10 protein-coding genes and 1 pseudogene are annotated in these 12,800 nt (G+C 64.2%); 6 read left to right on the top strand and 5 right to left on the bottom strand.

Translation table 11 applies throughout. The features are described from left to right. Positions 1 to 234 precede the first annotated feature (234 nt). The gene (locus ACLQI9_RS08235; protein ID WP_442378182.1) at positions 235 to 1,128 is read left to right on the top strand and encodes a universal stress protein; all 894 of its coding nucleotides are present in this window, start codon (positions 235 to 237) and stop codon (positions 1,126 to 1,128) included. 18 nt (positions 1,129 to 1,146) lie between these two features. Here the strand turns inward: ACLQI9_RS08235 and ACLQI9_RS08230 are convergent, their stop codons facing one another. The 3 genes from ACLQI9_RS08230 to ACLQI9_RS08220 all read right to left on the bottom strand — a co-directional run bounded on the left by ACLQI9_RS08230 (position 1,147) and on the right by ACLQI9_RS08220 (position 4,489). Further along, the gene (locus ACLQI9_RS08230; RefSeq protein WP_442378181.1) at positions 1,147 to 2,865 is read right to left on the bottom strand and encodes a sensor histidine kinase; all 1,719 of its coding nucleotides are present in this window, start codon (positions 2,863 to 2,865) and stop codon (positions 1,147 to 1,149) included. Positions 2,866 to 2,902: 37 nt separating this feature from the next. Beyond that, a complete protein-coding gene (dosR, locus tag ACLQI9_RS08225; RefSeq protein ID WP_442378225.1) occupies positions 2,903 to 3,553 on the bottom strand; it encodes a hypoxia response regulator transcription factor DosR/DevR in 651 nt (216 codons plus the stop codon). Between the two features lie 78 nt (positions 3,554 to 3,631). Beyond that, positions 3,632 to 4,489 carry a universal stress protein gene (locus ACLQI9_RS08220; protein WP_442378180.1) on the bottom strand — a complete coding sequence of 286 codons (858 nt, stop codon included), beginning with the start codon at positions 4,487 to 4,489 and terminating at the stop codon, positions 3,632 to 3,634. A gap of 725 nt (positions 4,490 to 5,214) precedes the next feature. On the opposite strand from ACLQI9_RS08220, the gene ACLQI9_RS08215 reads away from it, so the two are divergent. Genes ACLQI9_RS08215 through ACLQI9_RS08195 form a run of 5 tightly spaced genes read left to right on the top strand, consistent with a single transcriptional unit; the run spans position 5,215 to position 9,656 of the window. After that, positions 5,215 to 6,315 (top strand): 4Fe-4S dicluster domain-containing protein, encoded by a 1,101-nt coding sequence (locus tag ACLQI9_RS08215; RefSeq protein WP_442378224.1) that lies wholly within the window; start codon positions 5,215 to 5,217, stop codon positions 6,313 to 6,315. Next, a complete protein-coding gene (locus ACLQI9_RS08210) occupies positions 6,308 to 7,165 on the top strand; it encodes an FAD/NAD(P)-binding protein (protein ID WP_442378179.1) in 858 nt (285 codons plus the stop codon). The genes ACLQI9_RS08215 and ACLQI9_RS08210 overlap by 8 nt, the downstream gene beginning before the upstream one ends. Continuing rightward, positions 7,166 to 7,924: an oxidoreductase gene (locus ACLQI9_RS08205; RefSeq protein WP_442378178.1), complete on the top strand. Its 759-nt coding sequence runs from the start codon at positions 7,166 to 7,168 to the stop codon at positions 7,922 to 7,924. It abuts the gene before it with no gap. Beyond that, on the top strand, positions 7,921 to 9,210 hold the full coding sequence (locus ACLQI9_RS08200) for a Ni/Fe hydrogenase subunit alpha (protein WP_442378177.1): 1,290 nt from the start codon (positions 7,921 to 7,923) through the stop codon (positions 9,208 to 9,210). Before ACLQI9_RS08205 ends, ACLQI9_RS08200 begins: the two co-directional genes overlap by 4 nt. Further along, entirely contained in the window at positions 9,207 to 9,656 is a 450-nt protein-coding gene (locus tag ACLQI9_RS08195; protein ID WP_442378176.1) for a hydrogenase maturation protease, read from the top strand. The genes ACLQI9_RS08200 and ACLQI9_RS08195 overlap by 4 nt, the downstream gene beginning before the upstream one ends. 373 nt (positions 9,657 to 10,029) lie before the next feature. Here ACLQI9_RS08195 and ACLQI9_RS08190 read toward each other — a convergent pair. Together ACLQI9_RS08190 and ACLQI9_RS08185 are read right to left on the bottom strand one after the other, a co-directional pair. Continuing rightward, positions 10,030 to 10,551 (bottom strand): annotated as a pseudogene (locus tag ACLQI9_RS08190) (PfkB family carbohydrate kinase); the annotation flags it as partial. A 43-nt stretch (positions 10,552 to 10,594) separates the two neighbouring features. After that, on the bottom strand, positions 10,595 to 12,631 hold the full coding sequence (locus tag ACLQI9_RS08185) for an erythromycin esterase family protein (protein ID WP_442378175.1): 2,037 nt from the start codon (positions 12,629 to 12,631) through the stop codon (positions 10,595 to 10,597). Between the last annotated feature and the right edge of the window lie 169 nt (positions 12,632 to 12,800).

Here is a 12,800-nt window from a genome sequence, read left to right as displayed (position 1 = left end):
ACCGCTTTCTGTGGCTAACATAGTGAATCCAGCGTCGCCCGGCACAGGTGGCAGCCGCCAGAGCCGAAAGACTCCAGTTCAGAGGACTTCCTGACAGCCGCAGTCACCTGACGTTGCATACTTGCGGGTCTTATGGCCACATCGCTAGTGACGAATGACCCTGACCCGCCGTGCCTACCGCCGATACCGTTGCTGGGGCGCCCTTTGAAAACCCACGGTCCTACAGGAGAAGCCATGTCGTCGCGCAACGCGCATTTGGGGATCGTCGTCGGTGTGGACGACTCGCCGGCTGCCAAGGTAGCGGTGGATTGGGCGGCGCGCGATGCAGAGCTACGTAATGTCTCGCTAACGCTCGTGAACGCGGTTTCGCCGAACTTAACCACATGGTGGAACACGCCGCTGTCCCCGGGCTTGGCGCAATGGCAGAAAGAACACGGGCGCCGACTGCTTGATGACGCGGTCAAGGTTGCTGAAAACGCTTGCGACCGCCCAGATCCCACCCAGATCCACACTGAGGTCTTGTCGTCGGCAGCCATTCCCACACTGGTTGACCTGTCCAAAGACGCCGAGCTGGTAGTCGCCGGATCCCACGACAGTGGGCGGTGGCCCGGCCGGCTTCTCGGTTCGGTCAGTACCGCGCTGGTCCGGCACGCGCACTGCCCGGTCGCGATCATCCACGATGAGGATCCGTTGATGCCATATCCAGTTCAGGCACCGGTGTTGGTCGGCATTGACGGCTCGTCGGCATCCGAGTTGGCGACAGCGATCGCATTCGAAGAGGCATCGCGTCGAAACGTGGGATTAATCGCTCTGCACGCCTGGAGCGATGTTGATGTATCGGAGTGGCCCGGCGTCGATTGGCCGGCAACGCAGTCGATAGGCGAACAGGTACTGGCCGAGCACCTAGCGGGCTGCCAAGAACGGTACCCCGACGTGACCGTGCACCGTGTCGTGGTCCGCGATCAGCCGGCACGTGAGCTCGTCAAACGCTCGGAGGAAGCCCAGCTGCTGGTGGTCGGCAGTCGTGGCCGCGGCGGATTCGCCGAAATGCTGGTGGGTTCGGTCAGCGAAACCGTTGCCCAGTTGGCGCGGATGCCGGTCATCGTGGCACGCGAGTCGCACGCGTAAGTACATCGCGCAAGTCGGTTAGGGCAACGGGGCCGACCACCGCAGCAACGTGCCTCCGATCGGGGGGGTGTCAACGGTGAATGTGCCGCCCACCTGCTGTGCGCGATAATGCATGTTTGCCAGGCCGCTGCGTTTGGTGCGTCCGGACATGCCGCGGCCATTGTCCACCACTTCGATGGACAGCTCGTCTTCGACCTTGACGGTGACTGCGAGCGTGGTCGCGTGGGCGTGTCGCACGGCGTTACTGACCGCTTCGCGCACAACGGCTTCGGCGTGATCGGCCAGGGTGGCATCGACCACCGAGAGTGGTCCGATGAACTTCGTCGTGATGTGTAACGTCCCGTCCGAGAATTGGGCGATCGCCTCGTCGAGCCGCTGGCGCAGCCGGGTCATTCCCGAGGCTGGCCCATGGAGATCGAATATCGTCGTCCGGATTTCTTCGATGATCGCTTGCAGGTCGTCGACGTACTCCGAGAGCCGTTGTTGTACTTCGGGCGATCGCGCCCGAGGGATGGTCCCCTGCAGGGCAAGCCCGACGGCGAAGAGGCGTTGGATGACGTGGTCGTGCAGGTCCCGAGCGATACGGTCGCGGTCGGCCAGCACATCGAGTTCGCGCGCCAGGCGCTGTGAGGTGGCCAGCTGCCAGGCGAGCGCTGCCTGGTCGGCGAAGGCAGCCATCATCTCTTCCTGGTTTTGGCTGAACGGCGTTGATTGGTCATGCCGCAGTGCGACTAGCACACCGGCGACCTTGTCGGTGGTGCGAAGGGGCAGCACCAGCGCGGAACCGGAACGGATCTCCACGTCGCCGATCTCGAGGTTGAGATTATCGAATCGCCGCGGAGTTCGGTCCAGAAAAACGTCTCCCACCGGGGTTCCGCTGACCGGTATCGTTGGTGCCGCACCGAGCGGAGGTAGCTTTCCCGCGATTTCGGCGACCAGCAGTTCATCCACATCGGCGGGCGGTTTGCCATCAAGGGCCGGAACCGCGACCAAAGTCGCTTGGGCCTCAGTCAATTTCAGGGCTTTATCGGCGATGAGCCGGAATACTTTCGCCGGGTCGGCACCGGACAGCAGCTCCGTTGCGATATCGCGGGTCGCCTCAATCCAGGATTGACGAGCCCTTGATTGTTCATACAGGCGGGCATTCTCAATGGCGATCCCTGCAGCGGCGGCCAACGCTTTAACAAGGACCTCATCGTCTTCGCTGAACAGTTGCCCGTTGGCTTTTTCCGTCAAATACAGGTTGCCGAATACCTCGTCACGGATCCGGACGGGCACACCGAGGAACGCCCGCATTGGCGGGTGGTTCAGGGGAAATCCCACCGAAGCAGGCTGTTGCGCGATGTCGTCTAACCGGATGGGCTTCGGGTCGTCGATCAATACTCCGAGCACACCGCGGCCCTCGGGCAAGTGCCCAATCCGCTCGCGCTCTTTTTCATCGATTCCCTCATAGATGAACGCCACCAGGTCGTGTCCACTCCCCCGGACGCCCAGCGCCCCGTACCGGGCGTCGACGAGCTCGATTGCGGTGTGCACGATCGTGCGCAGGGTGGTGTCCAAGTCGAGGTCCGAGGTGACTACCAGCATCGCCTCGACCAAGCCGTCAAGTCGGTCGCGCCCCTCGACGATCTGCGCGATGCGTTCTTGGACCTCGGCCAGCAGCTCCCGCAGCCGCAACTGCGACAACGTCTCGCGTAGGGGATGCGCGCCGCCTACCGGCTCACCTGTCTCGGTCACACGACCATGGTGGCACCAGGCGAGACCTCCGGCTCAGTTATCTGTCCGGCCGGTTGGTGGTGTCTAGCCTGGACGCGAAGACCGCCGCTTGGGTCCGCCGCTCCATTCCCAGCTTGGCCAGCAATCGTGAGACATAGTTTTTCACCGTCTTTTCGGCAAGGAACATGCGCGCGGCGATCTGCTTGTTGGTCAGCCCCTCGCTGAGTAGCCCGAGCAGTGTCCGTTCCTGGTCGGTGAGCCCAAGCAGCGGATCGGTGCGTTCGGCAGCGCCGCGAAGCTTGGCCATCAGTGCCGCAGCAGCCCGGTTGTCCAGCAGCGATTTGCCGGCACCGACGTCTTTGATGGCCTGCGCCAGCTCCATGCCCTTGATGTCTTTGACGACGTATCCGCTGGCGCCGGCCAACACCGCATCGAGCATCGCCTCATCGGAAGTGAACGAGGTCAACATCAGACAACGCAGCTCGGGAATGTCAGACAGTAAGTCGCGGCAAAGCTCGATTCCACTGCCATCGGCCAGGCGGACGTCGAGCACGGCAACATCAGGCCGCACCGCCGGTATCCGCGCCATCGCTTCGGCAACCGAGCCGGCTTCGCCGACGACTTCGAGCTCTGGATCCGATCCGAGCAAGTCAACAATCCCGCGACGAACCACCTCGTGGTCGTCGACCAAAAAGACCCTTACAACCATGGCGAGCCCTCCCCGCTGTTGCCGGCTAGCGTCGGGGACCGACGCATCGGCATCCATCATGCTCATAATGACCCCTTCTCACAGGTGTTGGCGATCAACTACGAGCACCGCGTGGTCGGAGTCACGCAGCGCGGCGTTGCCTGCTGGGCCGACAAGCTCGGCTAGATGTTGGGCATCTCGGGCGCCCACGACGAGCAACTGCACGTCTCCAGCGCTTTTCGCCAGATAATCGAGGATGCTGCCATGCACCGCAATCGGCTCGATCCGAAGGTCTGGATAGCGCCGCCGCCACGGGGACAACCGGCGGGTCAGCCGCGCGTGTATCCGATGATCGCCCTCGGCGACTGCCGACTTGTCGCAGGATGGAGCTGGCCAGCAGGTGATCACCCGTAGCGGCGCGTTACGCAGGCGCGCCTCGTCCACCGCCGCCCCCAACACGACGCCGTTGTCGGGGGACTTGTCGGCTTCGACGACTACCCACCCGGGATGCGGTCGGGTTGGATGGCCAAATCCGTGAATGACAGCAACGGGGCACTGCGCCGAGGTGGCTACTGCGGTGGCCGTGGACCCGACCCGGTCCGGCTGGAAGTGATCAGATCCAACAGCGCCGACACAAACCATCGCCGCTGAGCGGGAAGCGCGGACCAGCGTGCCGACTGGCGGCCCTTTGGTGATCTCGACTTCTATTTTCACTGGCTTGTCGGTGGCCTCAACGGCAGCGATGACACGCCGAACGGCGCGCTCGGCGGTGGCGAACGAGCGAGCGGTGTCCGCGCGGTCCAGACTCTCGCTGTCGTCGGCGTGGAGTGCGTGAACGAGGCGCAGCGCGATGTCCCGGCTAACTGCCTCGTCAACGGCCCACAGGGCAGCACGCAGGGCCGCCGTCGAACCGTCGACGCCGACCACAACCGCGGGCGGTGTTGGCAAATCATTCATCGCGAACTCCGAGCCGGCACACTCCAATGAAGGCGCCCTCGTGCGCAACGCTATCGGTGACACGCCGGCCTCTTCAGAGCCGTTGGTCCTCAGTTTGTCGGCCCTTGGTCCCAACACGGCCAAGCCCGCCCCGATTGTCGGCCGCGGCTTAATGACACGCGGCCATGGACGCCAGGGGCTTTCGGCCCTTGAGACCTCCGGGGCTCCGAAGGACAATCGTCTCATTCGATCGATGTGGCATGCATCGCCGAAGGAGTTGTTGTGCTGACATTCACGCTTGACCCGTGCTGCTGGTGGATCGTGCGTTCTTCCGGGGCGCCGCGGTGCTGAGCGGCCTTACAGCCGCGCATGATTCCGGTCCCGCTGGACACGCCAGATGGAGCGCCGCCGACGCCGGCAATCCAGCCAAAGCTGCTCAGGAAAGCGACGTTTGGGGTGAGCAACGATGGTAACCAAGTCAACGCACATACACCAACCTCGCGCGCCGCCGCCGATGGAATACGCAGAGACGTAGCGATCCTTCTCACCGTGGTCGCGGCCGCAGCGACACTGGTGGCGGTCGCGCACTGGCGGATGGGTCGGATGCGCGACGGACAAAGGGAGCGCGAGCTACGATGCTTAATCGACGATGATGGTGGCCGTAACGACAGGAGTTACGGATGAGCGGGCAGTGCGAAGATCGGGACGGCGAAACGCCCGCCGGCACACGCGCGGAAGCGACCGCGATGCTGGATACGGCGGGACTCGACCGCCTCGTCAGTGTCTTAATCGAGCGCGGCTATCAGGTCGTCGGCCCGACACTGCGGGATAACGCGATCGTGCTCGCCGAGCTGGAGTCGGCCGAGGATCTGCCCCGCGGCTGGGGGGTCGACGTGGGTCCCGGGCACTATCGGCTGCATCGCCGCGACGATGACGCGGCGTTCGCACACTCGGCCGGTCCACAGTCCTGGAAGCAGTTCCTGCACCCACCCCGGCAACGGTTGTGGTCAGATGATCGCGGCGGTGAAATGAGTGATGATGCCGCAGAAGAGATTCCACGATACGCCTTTATTGGCGTACGCGGCTGCGACCTCGCCGGAATCGCGACGCTGGATCGGGTGCTCGGCGGCGGCAAGTTCCCGGACGGATCATTCGCGCGGCGTCGACGGCAGATCTTCGTCGTCGCGGTCAACTGCACAGAGCCGGGCGGCCTATGCTTCTGCGCGTCGATGGGAACCGGTCCCGCCGCCGGGCCGGGCTACGACCTTGCACTGACCGAACGCGTCGACGGCGACGGGCGCCGCTACCTTGTTGACGTGGGCACCGAGGATGGTGCCGAGGTACTGGCGGCGATACCGAACTGCCCGGCCAAGGCCGATGAAATCAGCTGTGCCCGAGCCGACGTCGAAGCGGCGTCCCACCGGATGGGCCGCCAGATGCCGTCGGGGAACCTGCGCGACCTGCTGGTGACCTCGCGGGAGTCGCCGCAGTGGGAGGAGGTGGCCAGCCGCTGCCTAACGTGCGGGAACTGCACGATGGTGTGTCCAACCTGTTTTTGCACCAGCACCGAGGACGTCACCGACCTGACCGGTGAGCACGCCGAACGCTGGCAGAATTGGGCGTCTTGTTTCGAGCCCGATTTCTCCTACATCCACGGAGGTAACGTCCGGCAGTCCGGCGCATCCCGCTACCGGCAATGGCTGACCCACAAGCTCGGCACCTGGCACGACCAGTTCGGGATGTCGGGTTGTGTCGGGTGCGGGCGGTGCATCGCCTGGTGCCCGACCGGCATTGACATCACCGAGGAGATGAACAAGATGGCCAGCGCGGACGGCGACGATGACTGACGCCGCCACCCGCTTCGAGTCGGAACCATCGGCAATGGCGCCGGTCCCCTACTTGGTTCGCGACCGCGTGGTCGAGAACCGGGATTCAGTCACCTTATGTTTGAAGCCACGGCGCGACTTACTCCCGACACCACTGCCCGGTGAGTTCATGATGCTCTACGCCTTCGGGATTGGGGAAATCGCGATCTCGGTCAGTGGTGACCCGACTCTCGCTGACGGGACGATTACGCACACCATCCGGTCGGTCGGTGCAGTCAGCCGTGCGTTGTGCGACGCGCAGGTGGGCACGGTCGTAGGGGTCCGCGGACCGTTCGGAACTAACTGGGGCCTTGCCGACGCGGGTGGTCGTGATCTGGTAATCGTCGCCGGCGGCGTCGGATTGGCGCCGCTACGTCCGGTGGTGCTGGGCGCGCTGGCGCACCGGGATCGCTACGGGCGGGTGGTGCTGATCGCGGGTGCGCGTTCGCGTGCCGACTTCTTGTTCGGTGCCGAGCTCGACGAGTGGACACGCGATAGCCGGATCGAGGTAAACCTGACGGTCGACGTTCCGGTGCGAGGCTGGTCGGGTGAGATCGGGTTCGTCACTGAGCCGCTGCATCGGCTCGCGCTGAATACCGTTCGCGTTACGGCATTTTTGTGCGGACCCGAACCGATGATGCAATTCGCCGCCGAGGCCCTGCTGGAAAAGGGCATGGCCCAAAGCGACATTCGGGTCTCACTCGAGCGAAACATGCAGTGCGGGATCGGCTGGTGCGGTCACTGCCAGCTCGGGCCGCTGCTGCTGTGCCGCGACGGGCCCGTGGTGGGCTACGACATCGCCGCTCCGCTGCTTGCGGTCAAGGAGTTATAGATGAGCACACCGACGTTGGCCGTCTGGAAGTTCGCCTCGTGCGACGGCTGTCAACTGACCCTGCTGGACTGCGAGGACGAATTGCTCACGCTGGCAGCAGAAGTCCAGATCGCGACCTTCCTGGAGGCCTCCAGTACGATTGTCGGCGGACCATACGATGTGTCGCTGGTCGAGGGCTCCATCACTACCGCGGCCGACGAGAAACGAATCCGCGAGATCCGCGAACAGTCGCGGGTGCTGGTCACGATCGGGGCGTGCGCCACCGCCGGCGGTGTCCAGGCGCTGCGGAACTTCGCCGATGTCGCCGAGTTCGCATCGGTCGTCTACGCCAAGCCCGAATACATCGACACCCTGGCAACGTCCACGCCGGCGTCGGCGCACGTCACTGTCGATTACCAGCTGCAAGGGTGTCCGATCGATCGCGGTCAGCTGCTCGACACCCTGGCGGCATTGCTGATCGGACGCAAACCCCGACTACCGGCCAAGACGGTGTGTACGGAGTGCAAGCTCCGCGGAGTGACGTGTGTCATCGTCGCCGACGGCATCCCGTGCTTAGGCCCAGTGACGCATGCCGGATGCGGAGCGTTGTGTCCCAGGCATCATCGAGGCTGCTATGGCTGTTTCGGCCCGTCCGCTGTCCCGACAACCGCGACCCTGATCCCACTGCTGCGCCGTGACGGGATGTCCGAGGACGACGTCGACCGGGTGTTCTCGACGTTCAACGTCGCCGCGTTCGCCGCGGAGCGGGACCAGCAGTGAACCCGGCCACCCGCACGCTGAGCGTTGGCGCGCTCACCCGTGTCGAAGGGGAAGGTGCCGTCCACGTGAGGCTGCGTGATGGCGCATTGGAGAGCGTCGAGCTGAACATCTACGAACCGCCACGGTTCTTCGAGGCTTTCCTGCGTGGTCGCGCTTACACCGAGCCGCCGGACATCACGGCGAGGGTCTGCGGCATCTGCCCGGTGGCCTACCAGGTCAGCGCCTGCAACGCGATTGAAGATGCGTGCGGCGTGGAGCTTGAGCGCTCCTTGGTGCAGCTGCGTCGACTGCTGTACTGCGGGGAGTGGATCCACAGTCACGTCCTGCACATCTACCTGCTGCATGCGCCGGACTTCCTTGGCTATCCGGACGCGATCAGCATGGCGCGAGACGAGCGGGATACCGTCGAACGCGGCTTGGCGCTGAAAAAGGCCGCTAACACGCTGATGGAATTTATTGGCGGGCGGGCGATCCACCCGATCAACGTTCGGCTGGGGGGGTTTTACTCGGTGCCCACCCGCAGGGAGCTGGCACCGCTGGCCGAAGGGCTGCGCCGGGCGCTCGACGAGGCGCTGAACACCGTCGCGTGGGTGTCCGAATTTGACTTCCCCGATCTCGAAATCGAACACGAACTGCTGGCGCTGATGCAGCCGGGCTGTTACCCGATCGAGAACGGCGAGATCGCACGCAGCGCCGGAACACCTTTCGGGGCAGCGCAATTCAGCGATCACGTTGTCGAGTCGCAGGTGCCGTACTCCACCGCGCTGCACGCGACTCTGGACGGTGACCGTTACCTCACCGGCCCGTTGGCCCGCTACTCGCTGAACTCGTCGGCGCTCTCGCCGGTCGCCCGGCAAGCCGCCGATGATGCCGGGTTGGGAGCACAATGCCGAAACCCGTTTCGCAGCATCGTGGTTCGCGCGGTCGAGGTGGTGTATGCGATCGAAGAGGCACTGCGAATCATCGATGATTATGAACGCCCCTCACGGCCGTTCGTCGAGGTGCCGGCCCGCGCGGGGGTTGGCCACGGCGTCAGCGAGGCGCCGCGCGGGCTGCTATATCACCGATACCGGATCGAAGACGGGCTGATCGCCGCGGCGACCATCGTCCCGCCCACCTCGCAGAACCAGGCGGCCATCGAAGCCGACCTGGCGCAGGTGGTATCGGAGAACCTATCGCTGGACGACAGCGAACTGACAGCACTGTGCGAGAGGGTGATTCGCAGCCATGACCCCTGCATTTCGTGCTCGGCGCATTTTCTGAGACTAACGGTGGATCGGCGTTGAACACCGTTGTTATCGGCATCGGAAACGAATATCGCAGCGACGACGGTGTCGGGTTGATCGTGGCCGCCGCGATCAACGAGCGGAAGCTCCCTGGTGTCTGTGTCGTGGTCGGAACCGCGGACCCAATGGATCTGCTGGATGCCTGGTCTGGCGCGGCTCTCGCATTGGTCATCGACGCGGCAATCGCATCTCCATCGACGCCCGGCCGTATCCATCGGGTTACAGCCGACGATCTGGCTTCGGTGCGCGGGATTAGTTCGCACAGCCTCGATGTCGCCCAGGTATTCGCACTAGGTCAGACGCTCGGCCGGGCACCCGAGCGGCTGGTGGTGTTCACCGTCGAGACCGCGGAGGTGGGTCACGGTGTCGGACTGACGCCGCAGGTGTCGGCCGCCGTGCCGGACGTTGTCACCGCTGCTCTGGCCGAAATCGATCGCGGCAACTAGGGGTGTCGAAAACTGACCCGTGCCTCCCGGGCGTGCCGTGGGCAGTAAGACCCCTTGGATGTTGGTAGCCAGCCGTAATCGACCAGCAGTTCGTTGAGCGACTCTTTCTCTATAGTGTTGTGGTTTTCTGTCGCGTTGTGGCCTGGGAGATGGATGCCCACGTCGATTACCGCCATGCAGCTTTGGCATTGAATACGGTGTTGGCTTGTCCAGTTGTCCATTTACCCACTTCTGGAGGAGGACTGTGGCGCCGGCCCGGGGCTCGCTAAGAAGCGGGCGTTCTTTCCGTATAGGCGTCGCGAGGCTGCTGGATTCTTAGCATTAACTTTGCGTGAACGCCTGCTTCGGCCACGGCGTGCAGCTCCTCATGCGGGGCCACCATCGCATCGCCTGCCCCGACGCCGCTGCCGGATGGCATCGGGATCGTGGAAAATCGTTGGCTCCTAAGCGGTGTCGCGAGCAGCGCGCCGTGTGAACCCAGCGGCACCACGACAGCTTGGGCGCGGCCGCACCGGATGAGCTTCTGCGCAGCCGCTAGCTGGTCTGATTCACCGACGAGGTCCCGCCCAACGCATTCGCGAGTTCCCGCACGTTTAGCAGGAATACACCGGAAATGATGTGCTGCAAGCCGCCGCCAGATGTGTCGAGAACCAGTGACGCCCCAAGGTTGTCGCAGATATCTGCGACGCGCTGACAGTAGTCGGCGGGAACACCCGGCGGCAGGCCCCTCCGCTTGCCACTACGAACTCGGCTGATCGTGCCGCTGTACGCAATTCGTCGAGGCATTGCGCCTGCTCTGCGAAGCTCAACGTGGACCAGGAAGAACGAACCAATACTGCTGGCCGCTGCATGCCTCGTTGACGGTCCGCGATCCGCACGTCGAAGGCCGAGTCGGCGGTTTCATTTCGGACTCACTCCATTTCACGGCGACGCAGTGTCTACAAGCCGGTCGGATAGGTTTCGGGCGTCTCTCCGGCGATCCACTGGCTGGTCGGTTCGAGCGGTTCCAGCGCCCGAGTGTGGTCGATGTGAATGATCGCGTCGAACTGATCGGCGGGCCGGGCGTGAAAGTAGTGGCTTTGCCGCTCAGTCGCCGGCTGATAAATCACGCCGATAGCGCGCCCCAGTCGAACGGCACTCAACGGTTCCGCGGCGGCGCTGCTGATCACGGTCGACACCAGGAAGGCACGCATGCCGGTCTCATGGAACAGTTCTTCCACGCTTCCGTTGAGCGCCGGCCTGACTGTTTTACGTTCGGCAACGCCACCCCATTCACTGGCAGCGGTGACCGTGCCGGTGTACGTGGTGAATCCGACAAGACGAGATTCCTCGTGGTATCGCCCGCGAACAAGCTGCCCAAGCGTGAGCTGCCCGTCGACGCCCATTTCGGTTGCCCGGGCATCACCGACGTGGGAGTTGTGCGCCCAGACGACGATTCGCGCGGGATTGGTCTGCTGGTCGCGGTCCAAGTGCGCCACCAGGGCTTGCAGGGTTTGGCCCATGTGCGCGTCGCGAAGGTTCCACGATGTGACTCGTCCGCTGAACATCGCACGGTAGTAGACCTCCGCGTTGCGGACCGTTTGTGCGTTCTGCTGCGCGTAGAACGCCTCATCTTCGGTGAGCAACCCGTCGCGGCGCGCGTAAGCGAGTGCGTTGCGCTGGAACTCGACCAGCTGCTCGATTGCTTGTCGCTCACACGGTGGTCCGGCGCCGAACGCCGCGGCAAACCCGTAGGCCTGGCCATCGTCCGCCGAGGTGTGGTCGAAGCACGCGTAACGCTGGCGCGCCCGCACCGCCGCTGTGGGGTCGACCTTGTCGAGGTAGGCGATCACCTCGTTCATCGACCGATGCAGGCTGTAGAGGTCCAAGCCGTAGAAGCCAGATTCCTGCCGGCCCTCTGACCGGCAGCGTTGGTTGTGGCCGCGCAGCCACTCGGCGAAATCGCGGACGACGACGTTACGCCACATCCAGGCGGGGAAACGCTCAAACCCGCTGAGCGCCTCATCGGCGCTCTTATCCTCGCCGAGCCCACGAACATACCGGTTCACTCGGTAGGCGTCGGGCCAGTCGGCCTCCGCGGCGACGGCGCAGAAGCCCTTCTGCTCGATCAGCCATTTCGTGATGGCGGCGCGTGCCTCGTAGAACTCATGGGTGCCGTGTGAACTTTCGCCGATTAATACGATCCGCGCATCGCCGATCAGCTTCTCCAAGGTTTCCGGCGGAGGAACGCCGTCGGGTGCCTCGACGGCCGCGTCTCTGGTCACGTCGGCTGCGGTGCTTTCGGGCCTGACGACGGATACCGCACCCGTGGTGGGGGTGGTAAGCAGTTCTCTGACCTCCTCGTCGCTGACCTGGCGGAAGTCCCAAAACGACTCGCCTACAGCGAAAAAGGGTGTCGGCATGGTGGCACACACGACGTCGTCGACAATGCCCGCGAATTCTCTGCAGGTCGATTCCGGAGCCGCCGGAACGGCGATCACGATCTGCGCCGGCTCGGCCTCACGCAATGCCTGCACCGCGGCGAGCATGCTTGCCCCGGTGGCCAGCCCGTCATCGACAAGAATGACTGTCTTCCCGGCGACGTCGGCAGGGGGCCGTCCGCCGCGATAGGCGGCCTCGCGCCGGATCAGCTCCCGACCTTCAGCTTCGGCAATATCGCGCAACTGCTGCGGCGTGATTCGCAGCCCCCGGACCACATCGTCGTTGATTACTACCCGGCCACCGCTGGCCAAGGCGCCCACTGCGAACTCTTCGTGTCCGGGCGCGCCGAGTTTGCGTACCACGAAGGCATCCATCGGTGCCCGCAGCGCGGCCGCGACCTCCCACGCGACGGGTATTCCTCCGCGCGCCAAGCCCAGCACCACGACGTCGCCTCGGTTGCGGTAAGCGTGCAGAAGGCCGGCCAGCACCCGGCCGGCCTCACGGCGGTCGCGGAACACCTGTCGAGGCCTACCCAGATCAGCCGCCCGAGTCATGACGTGGCCATCACTGGCTGCTCGCGGAATTCGATGTCTGACTCTAATCCGAAAATGAAGGTGACGTGCGTCTGGTGTGGTGCACGCGTGTGCGGTGGTGCTGTGCGGGTCACGCGGCAGGGTTGAGGGTTACCGCGTAACCGAGGGCTTCGAGTTGGCGGATGTGGTT

The sequence above is a fragment of the Mycobacterium sp. genome, from assembly GCF_052143115.1.
In the GTDB taxonomy this organism is placed as follows: domain Bacteria; phylum Actinomycetota; class Actinomycetes; order Mycobacteriales; family Mycobacteriaceae; genus Mycobacterium.
The sequence above is the reverse complement of the archived record's forward strand: the minus strand, read 5'-3'. Positions and strand labels throughout refer to the sequence as shown.